This window comes from Neisseria mucosa (assembly GCA_003028315.1).
In the GTDB taxonomy this organism is placed as follows: domain Bacteria; phylum Pseudomonadota; class Gammaproteobacteria; order Burkholderiales; family Neisseriaceae; genus Neisseria; species Neisseria mucosa.
In genome coordinates, this window is sequence record CP028150.1 from 1,127,202 (window position 1) to 1,152,080 (window position 24,879).

At 51.0% G+C, this 24,879-nt stretch carries 27 protein-coding genes and 1 pseudogene; 8 read left to right on the forward strand and 20 right to left on the reverse strand.

Annotated elements, in window-relative coordinates:
- Positions 1-67: 67 nt before the first annotated feature.
- From NM96_05585 to hscB, 4 genes are all read right to left on the reverse strand, one after another.
- Positions 68-1,201, reverse strand: a complete 1,134-nt coding sequence (locus tag NM96_05585) for a ribonucleotide-diphosphate reductase subunit beta (GenBank protein ID AVR80277.1) — start codon at positions 1,199-1,201, stop codon at positions 68-70.
- A gap of 218 nt (positions 1,202-1,419) precedes the next feature.
- A complete protein-coding gene (locus tag NM96_05590) occupies positions 1,420-2,376 on the reverse strand; it encodes a CAAX protease (GenBank protein AVR78877.1) in 957 nt (318 codons plus the stop codon).
- Between the two features lie 2 nt (positions 2,377-2,378).
- Positions 2,379-4,658, reverse strand: a complete 2,280-nt coding sequence (locus tag NM96_05595) for a ribonucleoside-diphosphate reductase subunit alpha (protein ID AVR78878.1) — start codon at positions 4,656-4,658, stop codon at positions 2,379-2,381.
- A 357-nt stretch (positions 4,659-5,015) separates the two neighbouring features.
- Positions 5,016-5,522 carry a Fe-S protein assembly co-chaperone HscB gene (gene hscB / locus NM96_05600; protein ID AVR78879.1) on the reverse strand — a complete coding sequence of 169 codons (507 nt, stop codon included), beginning with the start codon at positions 5,520-5,522 and terminating at the stop codon, positions 5,016-5,018.
- A gap of 82 nt (positions 5,523-5,604) precedes the next feature.
- On the opposite strand from hscB, the gene NM96_05605 reads away from it, so the two are divergent.
- Positions 5,605-5,826 (forward strand): ribosome alternative rescue factor ArfA, encoded by a 222-nt coding sequence (locus NM96_05605; protein ID AVR78880.1) that lies wholly within the window; start codon positions 5,605-5,607, stop codon positions 5,824-5,826.
- Here NM96_05605 and iscA read toward each other — a convergent pair.
- The 8 genes and pseudogenes from iscA to iscR form a co-directional block, all read right to left on the reverse strand.
- Positions 5,786-6,106 (reverse strand): iron-sulfur cluster assembly protein IscA, encoded by a 321-nt coding sequence (gene iscA / locus NM96_05610; protein ID AVR78881.1) that lies wholly within the window; start codon positions 6,104-6,106, stop codon positions 5,786-5,788. The two genes, NM96_05605 and iscA, sit on opposite strands and share 41 nt — an antisense overlap.
- A gap of 64 nt (positions 6,107-6,170) precedes the next feature.
- Positions 6,171-6,416, reverse strand: a complete 246-nt coding sequence (locus NM96_05615) for a recombinase RecA (GenBank protein ID AVR78882.1) — start codon at positions 6,414-6,416, stop codon at positions 6,171-6,173.
- Positions 6,417-6,860: 444 nt separating this feature from the next.
- On the reverse strand, positions 6,861-7,247 hold the full coding sequence (locus tag NM96_05620) for a Fe-S cluster assembly scaffold IscU (GenBank protein AVR78883.1): 387 nt from the start codon (positions 7,245-7,247) through the stop codon (positions 6,861-6,863).
- A 12-nt stretch (positions 7,248-7,259) separates the two neighbouring features.
- A pseudogene (locus tag NM96_05625) lies at positions 7,260-7,753 on the reverse strand (cell filamentation protein Fic).
- 131 nt (positions 7,754-7,884) lie between these two features.
- On the reverse strand, positions 7,885-8,070 hold the full coding sequence (locus NM96_05630; protein ID AVR78884.1) for a hypothetical protein: 186 nt from the start codon (positions 8,068-8,070) through the stop codon (positions 7,885-7,887).
- Between the two features lie 289 nt (positions 8,071-8,359).
- Positions 8,360-8,752, reverse strand: a complete 393-nt coding sequence (locus NM96_05635; protein AVR78885.1) for a hypothetical protein — start codon at positions 8,750-8,752, stop codon at positions 8,360-8,362.
- Positions 8,753-8,794: 42 nt separating this feature from the next.
- Positions 8,795-10,009, reverse strand: a complete 1,215-nt coding sequence (iscS, locus tag NM96_05640; GenBank protein AVR78886.1) for an IscS subfamily cysteine desulfurase — start codon at positions 10,007-10,009, stop codon at positions 8,795-8,797.
- Between the two features lie 29 nt (positions 10,010-10,038).
- Entirely contained in the window at positions 10,039-10,485 is a 447-nt protein-coding gene (gene iscR, locus NM96_05645; GenBank protein ID AVR78887.1) for a Fe-S cluster assembly transcriptional regulator IscR, read from the reverse strand.
- Between the two features lie 154 nt (positions 10,486-10,639).
- Between iscR and NM96_05650 the strand changes: the two genes are divergently transcribed.
- Positions 10,640-10,840 carry a hypothetical protein gene (locus tag NM96_05650; GenBank protein ID AVR78888.1) on the forward strand — a complete coding sequence of 67 codons (201 nt, stop codon included), beginning with the start codon at positions 10,640-10,642 and terminating at the stop codon, positions 10,838-10,840.
- Entirely contained in the window at positions 10,837-12,009 is a 1,173-nt protein-coding gene (locus tag NM96_05655; GenBank protein AVR78889.1) for an L-lactate dehydrogenase, read from the forward strand. Before NM96_05650 ends, NM96_05655 begins: the two co-directional genes overlap by 4 nt.
- A 130-nt stretch (positions 12,010-12,139) precedes the next feature.
- On the opposite strand, the gene NM96_05660 is transcribed toward NM96_05655, so the two are convergent.
- From NM96_05660 to NM96_05680, 5 genes are all read right to left on the reverse strand, one after another.
- Positions 12,140-12,922 (reverse strand): RNA methyltransferase, encoded by a 783-nt coding sequence (locus NM96_05660; GenBank protein AVR78890.1) that lies wholly within the window; start codon positions 12,920-12,922, stop codon positions 12,140-12,142.
- 175 nt (positions 12,923-13,097) lie between these two features.
- Complete coding sequence (locus tag NM96_05665; GenBank protein ID AVR80278.1) at positions 13,098-13,643, reverse strand: anti-sigma factor; 546 nt, start codon at positions 13,641-13,643, stop codon at positions 13,098-13,100.
- Between the two features lie 44 nt (positions 13,644-13,687).
- Positions 13,688-14,287, reverse strand: a complete 600-nt coding sequence (rpoE, locus tag NM96_05670) for an RNA polymerase sigma factor RpoE (GenBank protein ID AVR78891.1) — start codon at positions 14,285-14,287, stop codon at positions 13,688-13,690.
- An 83-nt stretch (positions 14,288-14,370) separates the two neighbouring features.
- Positions 14,371-15,714, reverse strand: coding sequence for a tRNA lysidine(34) synthetase TilS (gene tilS, locus NM96_05675; protein ID AVR78892.1), 1,344 nt, complete (start codon positions 15,712-15,714; stop codon positions 14,371-14,373).
- A gap of 93 nt (positions 15,715-15,807) precedes the next feature.
- Positions 15,808-16,767 carry an acetyl-CoA carboxylase carboxyl transferase subunit alpha gene (locus NM96_05680; protein AVR78893.1) on the reverse strand — a complete coding sequence of 320 codons (960 nt, stop codon included), beginning with the start codon at positions 16,765-16,767 and terminating at the stop codon, positions 15,808-15,810.
- Positions 16,768-16,986: 219 nt separating this feature from the next.
- On the opposite strand from NM96_05680, the gene NM96_05685 reads away from it, so the two are divergent.
- Entirely contained in the window at positions 16,987-17,388 is a 402-nt protein-coding gene (locus NM96_05685) for an RNA-binding S4 domain-containing protein (protein AVR78894.1), read from the forward strand.
- 148 nt (positions 17,389-17,536) lie between these two features.
- On the opposite strand, the gene NM96_05690 is transcribed toward NM96_05685, so the two are convergent.
- On the reverse strand, positions 17,537-18,655 hold the full coding sequence (locus NM96_05690; protein AVR78895.1) for a hypothetical protein: 1,119 nt from the start codon (positions 18,653-18,655) through the stop codon (positions 17,537-17,539).
- A gap of 251 nt (positions 18,656-18,906) precedes the next feature.
- Entirely contained in the window at positions 18,907-20,664 is a 1,758-nt protein-coding gene (gene recD / locus NM96_05695) for an exodeoxyribonuclease V subunit alpha (GenBank protein AVR78896.1), read from the reverse strand.
- 214 nt (positions 20,665-20,878) lie between these two features.
- Between recD and NM96_05700 the strand changes: the two genes are divergently transcribed.
- From NM96_05700 to NM96_05710, 3 genes are all read left to right on the forward strand, one after another.
- The gene (locus NM96_05700) at positions 20,879-21,724 is read left to right on the forward strand and encodes a 23S rRNA (adenine(2030)-N(6))-methyltransferase RlmJ (GenBank protein ID AVR78897.1); all 846 of its coding nucleotides are present in this window, start codon (positions 20,879-20,881) and stop codon (positions 21,722-21,724) included.
- A gap of 93 nt (positions 21,725-21,817) precedes the next feature.
- Entirely contained in the window at positions 21,818-22,876 is a 1,059-nt protein-coding gene (locus tag NM96_05705) for a DNA polymerase IV (protein AVR78898.1), read from the forward strand.
- Positions 22,877-23,006: 130 nt separating this feature from the next.
- Positions 23,007-23,738: a phosphoadenylyl-sulfate reductase gene (locus NM96_05710; protein AVR78899.1), complete on the forward strand. Its 732-nt coding sequence runs from the start codon at positions 23,007-23,009 to the stop codon at positions 23,736-23,738.
- A gap of 199 nt (positions 23,739-23,937) precedes the next feature.
- Here NM96_05710 and NM96_05715 read toward each other — a convergent pair whose 3' ends face one another.
- Positions 23,938-24,057: a tyrosine protein phosphatase gene (locus NM96_05715; GenBank protein AVR78900.1), complete on the reverse strand. Its 120-nt coding sequence runs from the start codon at positions 24,055-24,057 to the stop codon at positions 23,938-23,940.
- Between NM96_05715 and NM96_05720 the strand changes: the two genes are divergently transcribed.
- A complete protein-coding gene (locus NM96_05720) occupies positions 24,057-24,815 on the forward strand; it encodes a carbonate dehydratase (protein ID AVR78901.1) in 759 nt (252 codons plus the stop codon). The two genes, NM96_05715 and NM96_05720, sit on opposite strands and share 1 nt — an antisense overlap.
- Positions 24,816-24,879: the final 64 nt, after the last annotated feature.

The window sequence follows — 24,879 nt, forward strand, 5'->3', positions numbered from 1 at the left end:
GATTTCGTTTCTACACCTGTTCAGACGACCTCTGATGATGGAAATGCAGAAAAACCGCCGAGTTTGATTACAGTTCGAAATCGCCCAAATCGTCCGCGCTGACTTCCGAATCAATCTGACCGATTAAGTAAGAAGAAATTTCCACTTCCTGCGGCGCGACTTGTACGTTGTCAGACGACAGCCACGCGTTAATCCACGGAATCGGGTTTTGGGTAGCACCTTCGAATCCTGCGGGCAGACCGACCGCCTGCATACGCAGGTTGGTAATGTATTCGACGTATTGCGCCAGAATTTCCTTGTTCAGACCAATCATCGAACCGTCTTTAAACAGATAGGCAGCCCATTCTTTTTCCTGTTCCGCCGCTTTTTTGAAGAGTTTGAAACATTCGTCCTGCAATTCGACGGCGATTTCCGCCATTTCAGGGTCGTCTGAACCGGCGCGCATCAGGTTGAGCATATGCTGGGTGCTGGTCAGGTGCAGGGCTTCGTCGCGGGCAATCAGTTTGATGATTTTGGCGTTGCCTTCCATCAACTCGCGCTCGGCAAAAGCAAACGAGCAGGCAAATGAAACGTAGAAACGGATGGCTTCCAACACGTTGACGCACATCAGGCAGAGATAGAGTTTTTTCTTCAACTCGCGCAAAGACACGTTAACGAGCTTGCCGCCGACATTGTGCGTCCCTTCGCCCAACAGGTTGTAATACTGGGTGTATTCGATTAAGTCATCGTAATAACAGGCGATGTCTTCGGCGCGGGCGATGATGTATTCATTCTGCACTATGTCGTCGAACACAACCGACGGATCATTTACAATATTGCGGATAATATGGGTATAGCTGCGCGAGTGGATGGTTTCACTGAAACTCCATGTTTCAATCCAAGTTTCCAACTCGGGAATCGACACCAATGGCAGCAAGGCAACGTTCGGACTGCGGCCTTGGATGGAATCGAGCAGGGTTTGGTATTTCAGATTGCTGATAAAAATGTGTTTTTCGTGTTCGGGCAGGTTCGCGTAGTCGATACGGTCACGCGACACGTCGATTTCTTCCGGCCGCCAGAAAAACGACAGTTGCTTTTCAATCAGTTTTTCAAATACTTCGTATTTCTGCTGGTCATAACGCGCAACATTAACCGGCTGACCGAAAAACATCGGCTCTTTCAGCGCGTCGTTTTTGGTTTTGGAAAAGGTGCTGTATGACATGACTAGGTGTTCGCAGGACATGGGTTTTTCTCAGGTTTATTTAAATTTAGGAATTTGGATTTCAGACGACCTTATATGTTTTAAGTAAGGTCGTCTGAATGTATCTGTACATTAAATTCTTGCCTTAAATATAGCTGTTAGTTATAATCCTCCCTAACAACTCCCCCAACTTTGCCAACCTACGCGGTTGGAGCAACAAGGTTGGGGGCTTTCTTCTTTTATCTTTGCCACAATCTCCAGTTTCGCGGATCATTTTCCAAACCCATATCGCGCAAACTTACAGCTTTATTCACGACATCAGGAAACTCATCCAGTAAAGCAAGGAAACGGCTTCCCCATTCGGTTCGCGGACAAATAACATCCAACATCCGTTTCATCAGGCAAAAATACACAAACGGTTTATTGATAGACAGTGATTTCCATTCTGCATCAGACAAACCTTTCAAGCTGGCTTTAAACGTAATGTCTCTATTCCATAATCGGCTGTGATGTGCCGAAACGTTGCGAATAAAGTTAAACGCATGCAGATGTGTTTGTAGATGCTTACCATCTTTCAAACGATACAATTTGGCAATAGGGTCTTTATCTTTATTCAACATCCCTTTATACAGCATAGACATCGTGCCGAAATCCCATACTTCGCAGGCTACCCAAACAGGTAAGTCGGCATAATGTTCCAAATGATGTTTAACAAAACTGGTTTTCTTTTCGCGCTCGACCAGCTTGTTATGCCTATCCAGCCATTCAGCATGGTCGAAGCCTGGGGCAGAATATTTGCTATCCTTATAAGCCAAGGAGCCATGCCGCCCCAATGTATGGGCAATATTTACCCGAAGAGCTACTTCAATTCTTTCCAGTGCATCTAATGCCAATTGCCGCAATTTCTTATCGAACATATAAAGGCTTTTGACATCATCAAAACGAGTATCTGTAATAAACTCACCCAACCTGCTCTTAGGATTTTCAGGAGCAAATTGTCGGAAAGAGTAAAAATAACCGCTTAATCGGTAATAACCGATGGTGCGTAAATATCCTAATGCCTTTTTCTCATCATCAATCTGCAATCCTCTACTTCTCAGAATTTCCAACTGCTCATCGTAAGATTTCCAAAGCTTGGGTTCTTTTATCTGCTTGCTTTGCATAGCCTGTTTCACTTTCAAATAGGTTAATTGCAAAGTTAAATCTTACAAGCCCCGCCTGCGCAGCCGTCATCCTGAATATCAGTCTGCGTATCGTCCGCTCCGTCGCGGGTGTTGTGGTAGTACAGGGTTTTGACGCCGTATTTGTAGGCGGTCAGCAGGTCTTTGAGCATTTGTTTCATGGAAACTTTGTTGCCTTCAAATTTGCCCGGGTCGTAGGCAGTGTTGGCGGAAATCGCCTGATCGACGAATTTTTGCATCACGCCGACAAGTTTCAGATAACCTTCGTTGCCCGGAAGCTGCCACAAGGTTTCGTAGGCGTCTTTCAGGGTTTCAAATTCGGGCACAACCTGTTTCAGGATGCCGTCTTTCGATGCTTTAACCGTTACCAATCCGCGCGGCGGCTCGATGCCGTTGGTGGCGTTGGCGATTTGCGAACTGGTTTCAGACGGCATGAGTGCGGTCAGGGTGGAGTTGCGCAGACCGTATTTGACGATGTCGGCGCGCAGGCTTTCCCAGTCGCACAACAGCGGTTCGCTGCACACGGCATCCAAGTCTTTTTTGTAGGTGTCGATGGGCAGTTTGCCTTGCGAATAAACGGTTTGGTTGAACAGCGGGCATGCGCCGTATTCTTTGGCAAGGTTCACCGATGCTTTGAGCAGGTAATACTGCATGGCTTCAAAGGTTCGGTGGGTCAGGCCGAGCGCGGAATCGTCGCTGTAACGGACGCCGTTTTTCGCCAGATAGTAGGCGTAGTTGATGACGCCGATGCCGAGCGTGCGGCGGTTCATGGTCGCGGTGCGGGCGGCTTCGACCGGATAGTCTTGATAATCCAGCAAGGCATCGAGTGCGCGCACGGTCAAATCGGCAAGCCCTTCCAGCTCGTCCAAGCTGTTTAATGCACCCAAGTTGAAGGCGGACAAGGTACACAGGGCGATTTCGCCGTTAGGGTCGTTGATGTTGTCCAGCGGTTTGGTCGGCAAGGCGATTTCCATGCACAGGTTGGACTGGTGCACGGGCGCGACGCGCGGGTCAAACGGGCTGTGCGTGTTGCAGTGGTCAACGTTTTGGATGTAGATACGTCCCGTTCCGGCGCGTTCCTGCATCAGCGTGGAGAACAAATCGGTAGCCGACAAAATGCGTTTGCGGATATTCGGGTCTTGCTCGTATTTCGTGTAGAGACGCTCGAATTCGTCTTGGTCGGCAAAGAACGCGTCGTACAGACCGGGGACTTCGTTGGGCGAGAACAGCGTGATGTTGCCGCCTTTAATCAGGCGGGTGTACAGCAAGCGGTTGATTTGCACGCCGTAGTCCAATTGACGGATGCGATTGTCTTCCACGCCGCGGTTGTTTTTCAATACCAACAGGCTTTCGGCTTCAATGTGCCACAAGGGGTAGAACAAAGTTGCCGCGCCGCCGCGCACGCCGCCTTGCGAGCAAGATTTAACCGCCGCTTGGAACATTTTGAAAAACGGAATGCAGCCGGTATGTTGCGCTTCACCGCCGCGGATTTCGCTGCCCAAACCACGGATACGTCCGGCGTTGATGCCAATGCCCGCGCGTTGGGAAACGTATTTCACAATCGCGCTGGTGGTGGCATTGATGGAATCCAGGCTGTCGTCGCATTCAATCAATACGCAGCTTGAGAATTGGCGCGTAGGCGTGCGCACGCCGCTCATAATCGGGGTCGGCAGCGATACTTTGAATGTGGAAACGGCGTCGTAAAAACGTTTGACGTAATCCAAACGGGTCTCTTTCGGATATTTGCTGAAGAGACACATCGCCACCAAAATGTATAAGAACTGCGGCGTTTCATAAATCTGGCGGGTAACGCGGTTCTGCACCAGATATTTGCCTTCGAGCTGCTTCACGGCGGCATACGAGAAGGTCATGTCGCGGCTGTGGTCGATATAGGCGTTCAGCTCGTCAAACTCTTCGCAGCTGTAATCTTCGATGATGTGGCGGTCGTATTTGCCCGCATCGGTAAGTTTTTTAACGTGGTCGAAGAGATGCGGCGGTTCGAACTCGCCGTAAGCGATTTTGCGCAGGTGGAAAATCGCCAGACGCGCGGCAAGATATTGATAGTCGGGCGTATCCTGCGAAATCAGGTCGGCAGCCGCCTTGATGATGGTTTCGTGGATGTCGTCGGTGCGGATGCCGTTGTAAAACTGGATGTGCGATTTGAGCTCGACTTGCGATACGGAAACGTTTTTCAAGCCTTCCGCCGCCCAAGTAACGACGCGGTGGATTTTGTCTAAGTCGAGATTTTCCAAACGTCCGTCGCGCTTGGTTACTTTCAAATCAGTCGGTGCATTCATCGTGAGCTTTCTCCATCCTGAAACACAAGATACAGTATGTATTAATATCGAGTGGCACAATATAGTGTATTTTTCGTCGCTTATCCAGTCTTGACAAGGCCGCTGTTTTGAAATCGGGCTTTTCCCAATTTTCTTTCAGACGACCTCTTTCCCTATGATTCAAGCCTTACCGCAAAGATGCGTTTTTTAGCATCAAAACCCTCATTCGGCTATGCGCTTATGAAATAAGGCAAATTCGGATTTGTGTTAAATTTTGAAAATATAATGGCATACAACATGATGGAATAAGCAATAAAGGTCGTCTGAAACCTTATTCCGGTTTTCAGACGACCTTTCAGATGCTCAAAATCTAGGTATTTAATCTTGCAATGCGGCGGCGATTTCGTTGCGCAGTTTGTTTAAAAACCTACCGTGGCGCACCCATTGGGCGGCGGATTCGTGGTCTTTCGCTGCAAAGGCCGTCCGCAAATCTTGATACAACTTGTCTTGCTCGCGGCTGATTTCTTGATCCAACGCGCGCAGGGCTTCATCGTTTTGCTCCATTTGCGCATCCATCAGCGCTTCGCGCCATTCCATTTGCTGCATGAGAAATTCAGGAGCGAAAGAGGTATGCTCCGGCGCATCGGCGTCTATGCCCAACGTTTTCAACAGATACGCCGCGCGGTCGATGGGATTTTTCAAGGTGCGGTAGGCATCGTTGATGGTGGAAGACATCATCACTGCCTGCTTTTGCTCGAAGGCGGAGGCTGAAGCGAATTTGTCGGGATGGAAACGGGCAGCCAAGGCGCGGTAGGTTTGCTCCAAGCTTTCGGTGTCGATATCGAAAGCGGGTTCAAGCTGGAAGAGTGTGAAATATTGAGACATGGCGGGATAATTAATGTGAAATTTTCGGCAGAAACCTGATTTTGCCTTATAATCCGCTGATTCTTAACCAAAAGGACTGAATATGAGCAGTAAAGTGCAACACAATAAAGGCAAAATACGCGACAATGCTTTAAAAGCCTTAGTGAAATCCGATTTGTTCCGACACAAGGTGGAACGGAAAAGAAAAGGCAAAGGCAGCTACAACAGACAGGAAGCGAAAAAATGGCGGGACGGTTTTGATACTGTCCCGCCGTTTTTATGTCTTAAACGTGGAAGCTCTCGCCACAGCCGCAAGAGTCTTTGACATTCGGGTTTTCGAATTTGAAACCTTCCTGCAAACCTTCTTTGGTGTAATCGACTTGCGTGCCGTCCAGATAAACCAGACTTTTCGGGTCGATATAGATGCGGGCGCCGTGTTCTTCGAATACCAAATCTTCGGCGCTGGCCTCATCGACAAATTCAAGGTTGTATGCCATACCCGAGCAGCCGCTGGTTTTCACACCCAAGCGCACGCCCAAGCCTTTGCCGCGTTTGGTCAGGTAGTTGTTGATGTATTTGGCTGCATTTTCTGTGATGGTAATCATGCTTCTTTCCTTATTTCGCAATCATTGTTTTACCTACTTTCATTTTCAGACGACTTCTTGCCTTTCAGGTCGTCTGAAAACGCTGTTTTGCCCACGCTATCGCGGCAGAAACGGCGGCTTTTGCCTGCGGACTGTTTTTCCAACAGGTCGAGCCGGTCAATTTTGCGCCCTGTTCCAAAACATCGTCCAAATCCGCCGCCGCCAGCGTGGCAACATCATCCAAACCCATTTGCTGCAAACGCTGCAATACGGTTTTGCCTATGCCTTTGACGGCAAGCAGGGATTGGGCTTCTTCATCGGTAAAAGGCATTTCGTGTCCTTTGATTTTGCAGACGTATTGATAAATATAAGCCTACGGCTTATCGCCCTCTCCCTAACCCTCTCCCGCGGGGAGAGGGGATAGATTGGCAGGCAGCCCCAAATTTGGCGGCAACTTCAAAAGGATTAAGTTTCTGTGTCCTTACCCTCTTCTTTACAAGAAAAGGCATGCCGTTTCTTTTGATTTTGCAGGCGTATCGACTAAATATAAGTCTGCGGCTTATTGCCCTTTCCCTAACCCTCTCCCGCGGGGAGAGGGGATAGATTGGCAGACAGTCCTAAATTTGGCGGTAACTTCAAAAGGATTAAGTTTCTGTGTTCTTGTCTTCCACCTCTGAGTGAGAAGGGAACAAGCCTTCGAGTTTACTTTTTCCGGAAACCCTAAGACTTTCAGGAGTCCTATAAATGTCTGCCGACAAAGCACCCACTAATCGGATTATTTGTTTTCCTGACGTTTGCGGTAGTCGGCAACAGCCGCTTTTACCGCATCTTCAGCCAAGATGGAGCAGTGGATTTTCACAGGCGGCAATTCCAGTTCTTCGGCGATTTCGCTGTTTTTGATTGCCAGCGCGTCATCCAGGCTTTTACCTTTGACCCACTCGGTAATCAGGCTGGACGAAGCGATGGCGGAGCCGCAGCCGTAAGTTTTAAATTTCGCGTCTTCGATGATGCCTTCGTCGTTCACTTTGATTTGCAGGCGCATAACGTCGCCGCAGGCCGGCGCGCCGACCATACCGGTGCCGACAGACTCGTCGTTTTTATCGAAAGTACCGACATTGCGGGGGTTTTCATAGTGATCGATTACTTTATCGCTGTATGCCATGATGTGGTTTCCTTAAAATATCGTGGTTTGTTGATGTTTTAGTCGTCTGAAAAAGACGATTGTTCTAAATTTTCTAAAATTAGGCGTGCCAATAAGCTGCTATCGGCATGGTATGCCTGAATACAGGCTTGAATCATTTGTTCGGCAGAGATATTTTGCTAATGTATCTGCAAACCGTTTTTCATTGCCAATTGCGTCATAAACAGGCGCAATGTTCTGCCGTTTCCTTCACGAAAAGGATGTAGGACGTTCAACTCGCCCAAATAATAGGCTACACGCTCGGCGAATTTATCTTTATCCAACCCCTGCAAATAGTTTTCGTTTCGCAGCTTCTCTAAAAGTTTACGGCTTTCGTTTTCGATAAAAGCAAAATTGGCAAATCGGGTATTACCTTTGGAAATATCAATCCGCCGGATTTCGCCTGCCCAATCATAAACATCGCCAAACAGTTCGCGATGAATAGTCTGTAAATGGGCCAAATCGAAATTGTCCGTAATGGGTTGCAAAAGCAGATATTGGGCGCGAACAGCGGAAAATTCTTTTTCGGCGGTTTTCAGCAATTCACTATCTTGGATGGAGAGCTTGTTTTTAAATACGCCTCCATTCATATAAATAGTGTCTTCTCCGCCGTATTTGCTCATTTTTCCGCCATTCTTTGTTTGATGCCGTCCAAAGCCTCATCCAAACTGATTTTGCCTTCCACCAAACGCTGCATATCATGTATGGTCTCTAGACTGATGTTCAACTGCTCCATCCGCCACGAACCAATAATGGAATGCGTCGTTTGCGGCAAATGATGCTGTTCCTGAATTTGTAGGGACATGGGATTCCTTATTTTGCTTCCGAACAATATTTCAGACGACCCCTGCCGCCTTAGATTTTGCACGCGCCGCCTTCGCAGCCGTCGTCGTTTTCCGAATCGACACCGCCTTCCACGGTAACGCCGTCAAAATCTTCAAGCAGGTTGTCGAGATTATCGAGGTCGAGTTCTTGTTCGTTCATGGGTTGTATCCTTGATTTTAATGTGGTGGCTTTTAGGTCGTCTGAAAAGGTCTTTGGGGATTTTCAGACGACCTTTTTTATTTATAGGTAGGTTGCTGAAAACGGATGCTTTAGCTCAAATCAAATACCTGTATCGTCAAAACCGCTTTGGGCGGCAATGTACGCAGCAATTCAGGACGATGCAGTTTCAAAGGACGATAGCCGTACGACTTCATCAGCACGGTTTCGCCCTTGTCGTCTTCCATAAAAACAGGCGTGAAGTTTCCATGCGGCGCATTGCCCTGCGGCGAGATTTTACCGCCTAGCAGCCACGGGGCGACGTGCCGCGTCTGCGTTTGGTAAACATCTGGATAGCCGCCTTTGTTCTCGGTCTGCGTGGCTCGCCCTTCTTTGCAAAGTTCATCCAGCCAGTCCGCACCGGAAACGCCGCACTCCCACGAGGCGATGAGATGTGGCTCTTGCCTGTCTGCATCGCTGAAAACACTTATCCACCAACCCAGCATAATTTATTCCTTTCGTGATGGTTTTTTGAGTGCAAGCTGCTCTTAATGCGCCGCCCATTCAATTGAGTTCAAATCAATCCCGTCTTTGAACATTTCCCACAGCGGAGACAGTTCGCGCAATTTACCGATTTTGGATTTGATCAGTTCGGCGGCGAATTTCACTTCTTCTTCGGTGGTCATGCGGCCGAAGGTGATGCGCAGGGATGAGTGCGCCAGTTCGTCGTTGCGGCCGAGCGCGCGCAGGACGTAGCTGGGTTCGAGCGAGGCGGAGGTGCAGGCGGAGCCGCTGGATACAGCGAGTTCTTTCACCGCCATAATCAGGCTTTCACCTTCGACGAAGTTGAAGCTGACGTTCAGGTTGTTCGGGGCGCGGTGTTCGAGGTCGCCGTTGATATAGACTTCTTCGATGCCTTCGATGCCTTTGAGGAAGATGTCGCGCAGTTTGCGGTAGTGCGCCATGTCTTGCTCGAGTTCTTCTTTGGCGATGCGGAAGGCTTCGCCCATGCCGACGATTTGGTGGGTAGGCAGGGTGCCGCTGCGGAAGCCGCGTTCGTGGCCGCCGCCGTGCATTTGGGCTTCGAGGCGGACGCGGGGTTTGCGGCGGACGTACAGTGCGCCGATGCCTTTGGGGCCGTATACTTTATGACCGGACATGGACAGCAGGTCGATTTTGGCGGCTTCAACGTCAACAGGCACTTTGCCGCAGGCTTGGGCGGCATCGACGTGGAAGATGATTTTGCGTTCGCGGCAGATTTCGCCGATGGCGGGAATGTCTTGCACTACGCCGATTTCGTTGTTCACCCACATCACGGAAATCAGGATGGTGTCGTCGCGGATGGCGGTTTTGAGTTCTTCCAAATCGATCAAACCGTTTTCTTGTACGCCGAGGTAAGTTACTTCAAAACCTTGGCGTTCGAGTTCGCGCATGGTGTCGAGCACGGCTTTGTGTTCGGTTTTGACGGTGATGAGGTGTTTGCCTTTGGTTTTGTAGAAGTTTGCCGCGCCTTTGATGGCGAGGTTGTCAGACTCGGTCGCGCCGCTGGTGAAGATGATTTCTTTGGGGTCGGCGTTGATCAGGGCGGCGATGTCGGCGCGGGCTTTTTCGACGGCCTCTTCTGCTTCCCAGCCGAATGCGTGGCTGTTGGAGGCGGGGTTGCCGAAGGTTTCGGTCAGATAGGGAATCATTTTTTCGGCAACGCGTTTGTCAACGGGGGTGGTGGCGGCGTAGTCGAGATAAACGGGGGTTTTGACGGTCATGGTTTGCTCTTTCTTTTTCTGTAATGTACTTAATGGATATGTGTAAATTGGATGACGTGGCTGCCGTCATCGCTGTTTTTCTGTTCGATGATGCTTTGCAGGGTAACGCTGCTGAGGTAATCGTTGATGGTTTTATTCAGGTTTTCCCAAAGGTCGTGCGTCAAACAAGGCGCGCCGTGGTGGCAGTTGGCTTTGCTGCTGCATTGGGTGGCGTCCAGCTTGTCTTCGGCAGCGGAAATGATTTGGGCGATATTGATTTGTGCGGGAGGGGCGGCGAGGATGTAGCCGCCGCCGGGGCCGCGAAGGCTTTCAACCAGCCCGGCGCGCCGCAATTTGCTGAATAGTTGTTCGAGATAGGAAAGCGAAATGCTTTGGCGTTCGCTGATGGCGCTGAGTTTGACAGCGCCGGTTTGCGCGTTCATCGCCAAATCGATCATGGCGGTAACGGCAAAACGCCCTTTTGTGGTCAGTCTCATGGTAGGTGCCTGTGTCGGCTTTTTTATAGTGGTGCGATTGTCTAATATCTGAGTGATTCAGTCAAGTATATTCGGGCGTCTTCCGATTGTTTGTTTAAATGGCTGGGCGAATGGATTTTTATCTGCCTGAAGATTTCTCTTTTTTATCTGAAACTTGAATCCGAGGTCGTCTGAAAAGTGCTATTACCCTGCGTTTGGCGGGGTTAAAACCATTTGCTTTATAATTGCGATTGATATAGATTATCTAATTCATACTAAATCATTATGGTATTGCAAAAGGTCGTCTGAAACCGCCCTGCCCGTTTCAGACGACCCAAGCCATAAGCAACCCCTTAACAGAGGCAATCAACAATGAAACGCGATTTGAGCAAAATGACCTGTATCGAAGACCTGCGCCTTGTCGCCAAGCGCAAGATGCCGCGCATGTTTTACGATTACATCGATTCAGGTTCTTGGACGGAAACCACCTACCGCGAAAACACTTCGGATTTCAAAGACATCCGCTTCCGCCAAAAAGTGTTGGTCAATATGGAAGGCAGAAGCTTGGAAACCAAAATGATCGGTCAGGACGTGAAAATGCCGGTGGCGATTGCACCGACGGGCTTTACCGGTATGGCACACGCCGACGGTGAAATCTTGGCGGCGCGGGCGGCGGAGAAGTTCGGCATTCCGTTTACGCTCTCCACCATGTCCATCTGCTCGATTGAAGACGTTGCCGAAAACACCAGCGCGCCGTTTTGGTTTCAGCTTTATGTGATGCGCGACCGCGAGTTTATGGAAAACCTGATTAAGCGCGCGAAAGATGCCAAGTGTTCGGCATTGGTTTTGACCGCCGATTTGCAGGTTTTGGGTCAACGCCACAAAGATATCAAAAACGGTCTGTCCGCGCCGCCGAAACCGACCATCGCCAATTTAATCAATCTGGCAACCAAGCCCGAATGGTGCATGAAAATGCTGAACACGGAACGCCGCACGTTCCGCAATATCGTCGGACACGCCAAAAACGTCGGCGATTTGTCTTCGCTGTCTTCATGGACTTCCGAACAATTCGACCCGCGCCTGAGCTGGGACGACGTCGCCCGCATTAAAGACTTATGGGGCGGTAAGCTGATTATCAAAGGCATTATGGAACCTGAAGATGCGGAAAAAGCAGCGAAAAGCGGCGCGGACGCATTGGTCGTTTCCAACCACGGCGGCCGCCAGCTTGACGATACCGTATCCTCCATCAAAGCCTTGCCCGACATCGTCAGCGCAGTCGGCAGCGACATCGAAGTTTGGATGGACAGCGGCATCCGCAGCGGTCAGGATATCCTCAAAGCATGGGCTTTGGGCGCAAAAGGCACGATGATAGGCCGCGCGTTCCTCTACGGCTTGGGCGCATACGGCGAAGAAGGCGTTACCCGCGCACTGGAAATCCTGTATAAGGAAATGGACATATCCATGGCGTTTACAGGCCACCGCAATATTCAGGACGTCGATGCCGGTATTTTGCAAAGTACGCGCTGGCCTGATGACAAATTCTGATGGCTTTGAAACACCAAACCGGCGGTTAAACAGATTAACCGCCGGTTTGGTGTTTTGAGCTTGCAGAAGATAAGGTTTTCAGACGACCTTAATCAGGTTTTTACCAAACGGACCGGTCGTCTGAAAGTGCTTACGCAATGCGTTGGCGCATTTGCTCGAAAAGACATACCGTTGCCGCCATGGCGACGTTTAACGACTCGGTCTGTCCCAGCATCGGGATTCTGATGCAACCGTCGACTTTTTCTAAAATTTCCCGACTCACGCCGCTGCCTTCATTGCCGAAAACCCAAGCGCAAGGGGCGTTTAAATCCAGTTGGTACAAGTCGGAAGGGTTGCACCCGTCCAAAGCGGTTGCCCATATTTTGTCCTGATAAGCATCCAGCCATTGCGGTAGAAAAACGCGGCTGTATATATCCAGCAGAAAATGCGCCCCCATACCCGCGCGCAATACCTTGGGCGACCAAATATCGACGCAGTCATTACCCAACACAATCTGCCTAATGCCCGAAGCTGCCGCGCTGCGTAAAACCGTACCGACATTGCCCGGGTCTTGCAGCCTGTCCAACACCACGCAGTCGCCGCTTAAAGGCAAATCCTCTTGCGGCGGAATCTCTATCCAAGTCATTACATCATCGGCATCGTTCAGACTGGTGATTTTAGACAAGGCTTCGTTTCCGACCCAAGTAATACAATCTTCGTCCAAGCTGCTGATTAAATTTCGGATTTCAGGATGCGTGTTTTTACTTTTGGGCAAATACACTTGTTTGGGCGTATATCCCGCCTCTAAATAGACCTGCAAAAGATGCACGCCTTCCAACACGGTTTGCCCGTATTCACGGCGTGCTTTAGATTGTGTCAGCAGCTTGGACAAATGCTTGAGCTGCTCGTTTTGCGCGGAGGTAATCAATTTCATGTGCCGCATTATATAGCGGATTCAAATAAAAAGGATACAGCGCAATACCGTCCGACTTTTTTCAACCCGCTTTTTCAGACGACCTCAAGATGCATCCGGTCAAAAATAAAATCCCTGCCCGAATAGCTCGGGAAGGGATTTCTCTACTTGATGGAAATCTTTATCTCTATGCAGCTTAATGAACGACGGAATCCTGTTGAACCTGCGTTTCGGTTCGAACCGTAATCTGACTAACACCTTTGTCATTCTTTGCGGATTCAGGTACTACCACGGCATCTGAAGCATTTTTTACTGCCGGATTAGCAGCTACGGGCACGATATGTTCCTGCTGGTTTTTGGTATCAGCAACTTTTTCCGCAACTATATCTGCCAACCCACCCTGCACTTGAGGGGCGAATTGCCATACAGACACAGCAACTGCAGCAACGCTGGCAGCAACGGCGAAAGATTTAAAGAAGGAATTGTTTGCAGCTTGAACACCCTTAGCAGACATCGCTGCGGCAACTTCAGCCTTATGACGTTGCTTATGTTCTTCGCTGATTTCAGCAAGCGTAGCAGTAAATGCTGCGCTTTGCATGAAATCCGCATCACGCCCCGTACCTGCTTTATAGCGCATGCAATCGCCAATCAGATGGTACTCGTACCACGCTTCGGCAGCGGCATCGTCGGACAACAGACGATCAAGCATCTCTTCAGATACATCGTCGTTATCCATCAACATGGAGATATATTCGTGTGTTGTGTTCATAGTTATTACCATTTTTATTACCACCTTTGATTTTCAGAAGTTTCCAGCAACGGCCTCAAATCTTTTGCTATCACTTCCCGTGCCCTGAAAATACGGGATCTAACCGTCCCTATCGGGCAATCCATAATCGTGGCGATTTCCTCGTAAGACAAACCGTCCATTTCCCGCAAGGTAATGGCTTTGCGTAAGTCCTCGGGCAAATGCGAAATTGTTGATTCGACTGTTTGCAGGATTTCCCGATTGATCATCTCAGCTTCCGGCGTATGGTAATCCGCAATCTGATCCGACAAATCCAGAATATCCCCATCTTCATTGGCAGCCTCTGCACTGACGAACGGCTGCTTTCCTGATGTTACTAAGAAATTTTTGGCAGTATTGATAGCAATCCGGTACAGCCAGGTATAAAACGCGCTCTCGCTACGAAAATTCGGCAAGGCACGGTAAGCCCTGATCATTGCCTCTTGCGCCACATCGTTGACTTCGTGTTCGTCTTTGACAAAACGGGAAATCAATCTGATGAGCCGACGCTGATATTTGGACATCAGCATCTCGAATGCTTTTTGTTCGCCTTTCTGCGCGCGCTCTACCAAGACCTGATCAATCTGGCGATCATTCATATTTTACCTTTTTATAATAACTGCATTATAAGCTATAAAGTAGTAAAGCGTGCTGTGCCAGTTAAAGACAGCTATTGCCGCATTTAGTTCCATTTATATCTCAAAAATTTTCCATAAACCGGTAAAAAACCGTCAATCCCTTGAAAATCGTGGCTTACCGTAAGGTTAACAATAGCAATGCAGTTTCCGTCAGTATTTGTGATAATCGGCCAGCATTTTCTAACGAACGGTACAATATGGTTTTCCTGCAACACTTTCTTAACGTTTTTATACAAAAAACCTACATTCATCATATCATCACTGCCCGCCGTCCGAATGATTCCTTCTTCTTCCAAGACCGATTCCGGCAATCCGTTGCGGTGCGGCACCAGAAAAAAGCCGTTTTCTTGGAGAATATCTTTCAGACGACCTCTGACTTCTTTTCCCTTTATCCAATCCGCGTCCGCAAACTGGTTTTGTTTCAATATGAATAAAAAATCCCGGTATAAACATACCGATGTTTCGCCGAACTGCCATTGTGCAGTTTCTGCTTCCAACAGTATCCGCGCGAAATCCGCCAGTTTTCTCGGAGAACTTTCCACAATCCCATTCTCTTTAAAAAACCGCCAAAGAATCCGGCTGCGGCGCGCTTCGCTGAATGTCTGCCAGCGGCTGACTTGGAAGCGTCCGCTTTGACAAACCGTCTGATAATCCGCTTCGACAACTTCGTCTAAAATCGCCAAATCGGTTTGCAAAGAACGAATGTTGGCACAAACATGACGGTCAAAATTCGGAATGCGCTCCCGCCAAACCGGCAACGCCTCGTAACGCATCCAATTCCTTAAAAAAGCTGTATCGGCGTTACTTTCGTCTTCGATGTTCGGCAGATTGCAGGCAACGGCGTAGCTTTCCAGTTCTTTTCGGGAAAACGTCAGCAGCGGCCTCCAAATTTGCGTTCCCTCATCCAGCTTGCGCCATGGCGGCATGGTGGCAAGTGCTTTGATACCGCCGCCGCGAACTGCCGCGAGCATAAACGTTTCAATTTGGTCATCCTTATGGTGCGCCAACGCGATGATGCCGGAGGGGTCGTCTGAAAACGCCTGATAACGTGCTTTCCGTGCGGCGGCTTCGATTCCCAACCCGTCTTTTTTGACTTCAACTTTTACGCTTCTGAACGGCACATTCCATTCTTGGCATAAGCGTGTGCAAAACACCAGCCAGTCATCCGCATTGCGGCTCAATCCGTGATGAACGTGCAAAGCGTGTACATTCAAACCAAGCTCTTCCCGCAAACACGCGAGCATATGCAGCAACACCACCGAATCCAAACCGCCGCTCAATCCGACCGTTACCGTACAACCATCAGGAAGCGAACGCGCCGAAAGACGCAGGGTTTCCAACAAACTGCGGCATTGAGGCGGAAGGTTTTCAGGCGACGTCGGGTTCATATGGCGTAATCTATGCTGTCGGCAAGGCAAGTTCTTAGAAATGAAAAAGCAGGCAGGGGGGAGCTTCTGCCTGCTTTTCTACACATCAATTGTTTACTTATCCGTAAACTTACCGTAAGCCATAATCCGGTCGAAACGGCGCGCCAGCAAGTCCGCCATCGGCATATTTTGCGCTTCGCGCAACTCGGCTTCCAAAACCGTTTTGACGTTTTTCATGATCGTTTCAAAATCGCGGTGCGCCCCACCCAAAGGCTCGTTGATCACGGTATCGATCAAATCCAGTTCTTGCAGGCGTTTGGCGGTAATGCCCAAGGCTTGCGCGGCATCTGCCGCTTTTTCGGCGGTTTTCCACAGAATGGACGCACAACCTTCCGGAGAGATAACCGAGTAAGTCGAATATTGCAGCATATTGACGTAATCGCCGACCGCGATCGCCAGCGCGCCACCGGAACCACCCTCGCCGATAATGGTACATAAAACCGGCACACGCAGGCGGGTCAATTCGTAGAGGTTGCGTCCGATGGCTTCGGACTGACCGCGCTCTTCCGCGCCGATGCCCGGATACGCGCCCGGCGTATCGACAAAAGTCATCACGGGAATATTGAATTTCTCGGCGGTCTGCATCAGGCGCAACGCTTTACGATAGCCTTCAGGGCGCGGCATACCGAAATTGCGGCGGATTTTTTCTTTGGTGTCACGGCCTTTTTGATGGCCGATAACCATCACGCTTTGTCCATTGAAGCGCGCCAAACCGCCGACGATGGCATGGTCGTCTGAATAATGGCGGTCGCCGTGCAACTCTTCAAAATCGGTGAAAATGGCTTGAATATAATCTAAGGTGTAAGGACGTTGGGGATGGCGTGAAACCTGCGAAATCTGAGCGGGCGTCAGCTTGTTGAAAATCGATTTGGTCAAGTCGTTGCTTTTCTTCTGCAATCTGGCGATTTCATCGGAAATATCGACGGCGGATTCGCCCTGCACAAAGCGCAGCTCTTCGATTTTATTGGTTAATTCGGCGATGGGTTGTTCAAAATCCAAAAAAACTGGTTTCATAGGGTGAAGCTCTCGGTAGGGACGCTGCCGCTATCATACGCCAATCAGGCATATTTGGCAGCATTTCTCATTGAGGATATGCCGTGCAAAACGGCAGATAATCGGGCGGATGCCTTTTCAGACGACCTTTTGCGGATGATATAGTATATCTGCACTAAACAAATGAAGTGCCGTATCTTATGATAAACTTCCATTCAGTTCAATCATTTCAAACAGGCTATGAAAAACGAACACGACAATACGGCGATGCGGCTCGACAAATGGCTTTGGGCTGCACGCTTTTTCAAAACCCGCGCGCTGGCTCAAAAACATATCGAATTGGGCAGGGTTCAGGTCAACGGCGCCAAAGTCAAAAACAGCAAAAATATCAGCGCGGGCGACATCATCGACCTGACGCTCAATTCACTGCCTTACAAAATCAAAGTATTGGCACTCAACCACCAGCGCCGCCCCGCCCCCGAAGCGCGTCAGCTTTACGAAGAAGACATGAAAACCGCCGCCGAACGCGAAGCGCAGAAACAACTCGACCAAGCAAGCCGCATCAGCGCGGCGTATCCCGACGGCAGACCGACCAAACGCGACCGCCGCCAACTCGACCGCATGAAGCGCGACAGCTGGTAGGATTCGGAGTTTGTCTTGGTGGAATCGTACTTTTCAGACGACCTTTATCAGGAAACAGGTACAGGTCGTCTGAAATCTTATCCGAACTAAAACAGGCAGGTTTTCCCTGCCTGTTTTTTCGTTTCTACAAAACCTTTATCCAAACGGCTTAGAATTTGTATTCCACCTGACCGCGCAAGACGTTGACGTCTTGTCTGCTTGAACCGGCAGTCGGGGTAACTTGTTTGCCTGCCAAGTAAAAGCCTGACACTTTCCAGTTTTTCCAAGGAACGTAGGTCGCGCCGACTTGTACGCCTTGTACGTTTTTACTGTAGTCTTGTACGGAAGATACTCCCGAAAGCGCACCGACGCGGCGGTAATTCAGGAAGACGTCGTAGGAATTGCGGACTTTCCAGTCGGCGAGTTTGTAGCGGACTTCGGTGAACACGCCGTCGTTTTTGATTTTTTGTCCTGCGTCGTTATAGGCTTTGATGTTGGACTTGCTGACCGCCGCCATCCAACGCCAATCGTCGTTGAATTTGACATCTGCGCCGATTTCGCCGAAGACGGCGTTTTTCTTCGCGCCACGCACGTCTATGTCTTTCATGTAGCTGACGGTTGCGCCGACGTTGATGTTTTCATTAATCGGCAGGCTGCTTTGAATGGCGGCGAAGTGTTTGCGGCGGCCGCCTATGCCCCATACGTTGTCGTTGAGGCTGCCGGTACGGCGGCCAGCGTAAATTTTGGTGGGCAGGGTTTTGTTGTCAAAGAAGATTTCGCCGCCGGTTACTTCGGTATCCCAGACGCGTCCGTAGGAGGAGAATGCGCCGAATTTACCGACGCGGGCTTTGACGCCTTCGGTAATCGAGCCTTCGGCATACAGTTTGTTCACGGGAACATCGTGGTCGCCGTTGAATTTGCCGGTTTTCAAGTCGATGTTGGGTTCGATTTGGGTCACCAGTTTCCAGTCTTTATAAAGTTTGGCGCGCAACCAAAATTCGGCGTTGAAATTGGTATTGGAGGCGTCGGGCGTGGGATTGGTGCTGCTGTTGTTGGCATTGATGTCTTTGGTGTCGGCACGGACGCGGAATGTTCCGTTTACGGTCAGCAAATCGTTGAAAATGCTGATTTTGTCTTCGTCTTTGCGGATGACGCTGCCCGAATTGACGTAATCGCTCGTCGTTGCCAATGCGGCGGCATCGCGCTCTACGCTAGCGGTTTCTGCAAATGCGGTGGGTAATGCCGCCAAGGCAGCGCATACAACGGCAAAGTTTTTTTGGATGTTCATGCCAATCTCCGATTGAAGGGTAAAAGGTATTTTTAACAAAAATTCCTAATCAATATTTGTTAGAAATTTACTAATTTTTGTAATCGAACGGCTGTAATCCTATGAAAGACGGCACAAACCGTCAAGAAGATTTAGAGTATTATGCTTATTTCCAAACTGATTTTGACGCACATCAATAGAGAAAGGTCGTCTGAAAACTCCCGGCAGCATCCGTTTCGTTTTCAGACGACCTTTAGCCTTTAGGGTTTGATTCAAGCTTTCGGTACGAACATCGCGTCCAAGATGTCGCCCAATGCCGTGCGGCGGGTTTTGCGGGTTTCCACCGCCATCCGCCATTGCTCTTCATTTCCCCAAAAGACGAAGCGTTCCCGTGCGCGGGTGATGGCGGTGTAGAGCAGCGCATTGTTTAAGCCCGACAGCGCGTCATCCCCGCCCTGCTCTATTTTCCCCGACGGCGGCAGCAGCCAGACTTCCCGATATTCCGAACCCTGGCTTTTATGCACAGTCATGGCGAACGCGGAATCAAACTGCGGCAGGCGGCTGATGGCGATTTTTTTGAAACCGTCCGCATTCGGAAAATACGCCGCCAAGCCGTTCGCCGATTCCGCGTCGGGCATAATCAGCCCGATGTCGCCGTTGAACACTTCCAGCGTATAGTCGTTGCGCGCAATCATGATGATTTGTCCCGCGAACCACGGCGTATCCGCGCCCGCCCGATGTTTGCGTTGCAGATAACGGCAATACTCTTCGTTGAACGCCTCCGCGTCCTGCCGCCATGCCGCCAAAACGACCACGTCCGCCGCGTGTCCGAACGCCAGTGCCACATCGTTTTTATCGACTGCCTGCCAATATTTTTCGTGTTTTCGGTAAAGCAGCTCCGCCTGCTGTTTCAGACGACCTTCGCGGATTTCCAGCTCGTTGGGGAACAAGGCAAACTGCGCCCAACCTTCCCCGCTCTTGCCCGATACGACCGCCCTCGCCAAGCAACCGATGCCGCTATTTGCGCCGAAACGGTGGCTGACTGTCAGTTGCGCAACGTTTTGCGACAAAGCCGGCGGATTTTCCTCCACGGGGAAACCGTGTTCAGGCAGATAAATACTCAGTTGCTCCGCCGTCCCCTTATCCAAAACCGTCCGTCTCGACAACGCCGCCAATACCGCGCCGACGCCGACCGAAGGCAGTTGGAACTCGTCGCCCAAAAAAATCACGCGGCAGCCCGACGGAATCGCACGTAGCAAGTGAAGCAGCAGGGAAACATCCAACATCGAAGCCTCATCCACTACCAACACATCCAAAGGCAGCGGATGGTTGCCGTCAAACGCAGGCAGCATTTGCGGCGGGCGCAGTTTCAAAAGGCGGTGAACCGTCTGTCCTTCCAGCGCGGACAAATGATTGCGCACCACATCCGGCATCTCGAAACCGTCCACCGCCCGATGCAGCGCGCGCGCCATATGCGCCGCCGCCTTGCCCGTCGGCGCGGCCAGCGCGATACGCGGCAGGCGCGTGGCAGAGTTGGTGCAAATCAGCCCCAAAAGTTTCGCCACAGTCGTCGTCTTGCCCGTACCCGGCCCGCCCGTAATCAGCATAAACGCTTGAAGCAGGGCAAGCCCCGCCGCATCCCGCTGCCCTGCGCTGCCTTTGTCGGCAAACCAGCCGGACAAGTTTTGCGACGCGCTCATCCAATCCACAGGCTCGACTTCCGCTTCTGCCAAACGCTTGATTTCAGCCGTCAAATCATGCTCGAGTTGCCACATCCGCCCCAAAAACAGCTTTTTGCCCTGCAACACCAACGGCGACGCGCTCTGCCCGACCGTCGGCGCCAATCCCGCCAATTCCTCCGCCTCGCCCTCATCCAGCCAAACAAACGAATGCCCGTTCTGCAAAGCAGCAAACAGCCGCAACACATACGGCGCCAGCACCGCAGCATGCTCCGGTACGCAACGCTCCAGCAAATGCCCGGCCGCTTGTGCGGCGGCAAGGTTCAAATCATCGGCGGTATTCTCAGCCATCTTCGTTTCCCGTATTGAAAAAAGGTCGTCTGAAAACGGACATCCGGTTTTCAGACGACCTGTATTATATCGGACAAAACAAAAATTTCCGCGACGGCAGCCTGTCAGGACGGTTTACTTCCAGCGCAATCCCAAGGTCGTCTGAAAGCCCGGCAACAGTCCCGCTCCATTTGCGGATATAATCGCCCTTCCCTGTTTTCAGACGACCCCTGCCATGCTCAGCTACCGCCACGCCTTCCATGCCGGCAACCACGCCGATATGCTCAAACATTTCACCCTCTTCCTTACGCTGGAATATTTCAACCTCAAAGACAAACCGTATTGGTATATCGACACCCACAGCGGCGCGGGTTTGTATGATTTGCGCGGAGAGCAGGCGCAGAAGGTCGGAGAATACCGGCAGGGGATTGCACGGCTGCTTCAAGCAGATGCGCTGCCTTCGGATTTGTCCGACTTTACCGGTCGTCTGAAAGAAATCCTGCCCGATGAAAACCTCTACTGCGGCTCGCCCTGGCTTGCCCGCTTTCTCACCCGCGACTGCGACAAACTTCGCCTGTTCGAACTTCATCCTGCCGATTTTGCGCATTTGCAAAACAACATGAAAGAAGCCCGTCTGGGCAAACGCGGACAAATCACGCAGACTGACGGCTATCGCGGACTGATTTCGCTGCTTCCCCCGCCGCCGCGCCGCGCCGTGGTACTGATCGACCCGCCCTATGAGGAGAAACAAGATTACCGCCGCGTTGTCCAAACCCTGCAAGACGCGCTCAAACGTTTCGAGTCGGGCTGTTATCTGGTTTGGTATCCCTGCTTGAACCGCGAAGAAAGCCGCAAGCTGCCGGAGCAGTTGAAAAAACTCATGCCCGAAAATTACCTTCAAGCCGAACTTTATGTCCACAAACCTCGCGAAGACGGCTTCGGTATGCACGGCAGCGGGATGCTCGTCATCAATCCGCCCTATCTGCTGGCAAAAAAATTGGCGGATACGCTGCCCACCCTGACGGAAATTCTGGCTCAAGATGATGCGGCGCGTTTCGTTTTAGACTATCAAATCAAATAAACCGGCAAAGGTCGTCTGAAACCGGTTTCAGACGACCTTTGCCTATCGTTTTCCGCTAAAATACCTGTCTCTTTTCCTTTCCGTCTTTCTGCAATGTCCCAGCACAAAATCATCCATATCGACATGGACGCGTTCTACGCATCGGTAGAACTGCGCGAGCAGCCGCATTTGAAAGGGCTGCCCGTGGTCGTGGCGTGGGAGGGTGCGCGTTCGGTGATTTGCGCCGCATCGTATGAGGCGCGGCAGTTCGGACTGCATTCCGCGATGTCGGTGGCAACGGCGAAAAGGCTGTGTCCGCAAGCGGTTTATGTGCCGCCGCATTTCGATTTGTACCGTCAGGTTTCCGCGCAGATTCATGCCGTATTCAGGCGCTATACTGATTTAATCGAACCCCTGTCGCTGGACGAGGCCTATCTTGACGTGACCCATAATTTCAAAAACATCCCTTACGCCAGCGAAGTTGCCAAAGAAATCCGCGCCACCATTTTTGCAGAAACCGGTCTGACCGCTTCCGCAGGCATCGCGCCGAACAAATTTCTAGCAAAAATCGCGTCGGACTGGCGCAAGCCGAACGGACAATTCGTCCTGCCGCCGCACAAAGTCATGGCTTTTTTGGAAACCCTGCCTTTGGGCAAAATCCCCGGCGTGGGCAAGGTAACGCTGAAAAAAATGCAGTCGCTGGGCATGCAGACGGCGGGCGATTTGCGCCGTTTCGAGCGCGGCGAACTGTTAAACCATTTCGGACGCTACGGCTACCGCCTCTATGATTTGGCGCGCGGTACGGACGAACGCCCCGTCAAAGCCGAACGCGAACGCCTCCAAATCTCCACCGAAATCACCCTGCCCGAAGACCTGTCGCTCGAACAGGCAGCCGGACATCTGCCCCATCTTGCTGAAGACTTGTGGCGGCAAATCGCACGCAAAAATGTCGAAGCTAAAGGCGTAACCCTCAAGCTGAAAACCCATGATTTCCGCATCATCACCCGCTCCCTGACCTACTCTTCCGTCCTGCCCGACACCGACGCCCTGCTTTGCGCCGCGCAGACCCTGATGCAGCGCGTGCCGCCCCAGCGCGAAGACGCCTTCCGTCTCATCGGCATAGGCGTGAACCACCTCGTGCCGAAAGACCAGCAGCAATCGCTTTGGTTATAAAGAAATAGAAAAGCATTCTTTCCCCTTCGCGCGAGACCGCCCGACAATAATGTTCCGTACAAACTTTCAGACGACCCCTTTTGCCGCAAGAGGGGTCGTCTGAAAACAAAAACCAAGGAACAAGCCAACCATGTCCCTCTTCCGCCCCCAGCTTTGGTGCATCCCGACGACAGGCGAAGCCGAACGGCGCCGGCTGCCCGAGTTGACCGCCACGCTCGAAACCCGCCTCAAACACATCGCCCGCCGCTATCCGCAAGCCGTCTTCGCCTCCAGCCTTGCCGTCGAAGACATGATCATTACCGACGCCATCTGCCGCCTGAAACTCCCCCTGCGCATCATCACCCTCGACACCGGCAAGCTCAATCCCGAAACCGCCGCCCTGATTACCGCCGTCAACGTCCGTTATCAAATCGAGCTGGAAGTTTTCCACCCCGATCCCGAAAGCGCGCGGCAGTTTGAGCAGGAATTCGGCGCAACCGCCATGTACGACAGCGTCGAGCTGCGCCGCCGTTGCTGCCACATCCGCAAAATCGAGCCGCTCAACCGCGCCCTGAAAAACGCCCCCGCCTGGCTGACCGGACAACGCCGCAGCCAATCGGCAACCCGCAGCGAATTGGATTTTGAAGAAACCGACCAGAGCCGCAACATCGTCAAGTTCAACCCCATTTTCGACTGGGAAGAAAACGACGTCTGGGCATACGCGCAAGCCTACGACGTCCCGCTCAATGCCCTGTATTTCCAAGGCTACCCGAGCATAGGCTGCGAACCCTGCACCCGCCCCGTCAAAGCAGACGAAGACATCCGCGCCGGACGCTGGTGGTGGGAAAGCAAAGACAGCAAAGAATGCGGGTTGCACAAATAACCCTCGGCAGGCATAACAGAAAGGTCGTCTGAAAAACCAAATTCAGGTTTTCAGACGACCTTTTTCATGAGGCGGCATTCCTTAAATTTTTAAGGTGTAAAAAACGGAAGTTTTCCATTTCGAATTATTATCCATTCCTAAAACGACAATATCGTTTTTTAAAAAATGAATTCGCTTTAACTTCATAGCCTTAAATTAATTAGCAAAAGAAGACTTGACCTGATGATTTAATATAGCTATGGTTCAATAAAAAATAACAATATTCTATACACGCACCGCAATGCTTTTTCCCCTCCTCCTTACAGAAAGGATATTGCAATGCCCTGCTTGACCCGTACGTTGCCTCGTCTGACTGTTTTCCTGCTGTCCACCTTCGCAGCATTCTCCGCCGCCGCACACGGAAACCACACCCATTGGGGTTACACCGGACACGACTCTCCCGAAAGCTGGGGCGAGCTTTCTGAAGAGTTCCGTTTATGCTCCACAGGCAAAAACCAATCCCCCGTCAACATCACCGAAACCGTCTCCGGCAGACTGCCCGCCATCAAAGTCAATTACAAGCCGAGCGCGGTTAACGTGGAAAACAACGGCCACACCATTCAAGTCAACTACCAGGAAGGTGGCAATACCCTCAGCGTGAACGGCCGCACCTACACCCTGAAACAATTCCATTTCCATGTACCCAGTGAAAACCAAATCAAAGGCCGCACCTTCCCGATGGAAGCCCACTTCGTCCACTTGGACGAAAACCGCCAGCCTTTGGTATTGGCAGTATTGTACGAACCTGGCAAAACCAACGACCGCCTCGCGCCTATATGGAACGTGATGCCGATGAAGGAAGGAAAGGTAAACCTCGACAAAGCTTTCGACGCCGGCACCCTGCTGCCGAAACGGCTGAAATACTACCGCTTTGCCGGCTCACTGACCACGCCGCCGTGCAGCGAAGGCGTATCGTGGCTGCTGTTGAAAACCTACGACTACATTGATCAGGCGCAGGCAGAAAAATTCACCCGCGCCATCGGCTCGCACAACAACCGCCCCGTCCAGCCACTTAACGCGCGCGTTGTCATCGAATAAACGTTAAAGCCGTAAACGAAAAGGTCGTCTGAAAACCTAAATTTGGTTTTTCAGACGACTTTTT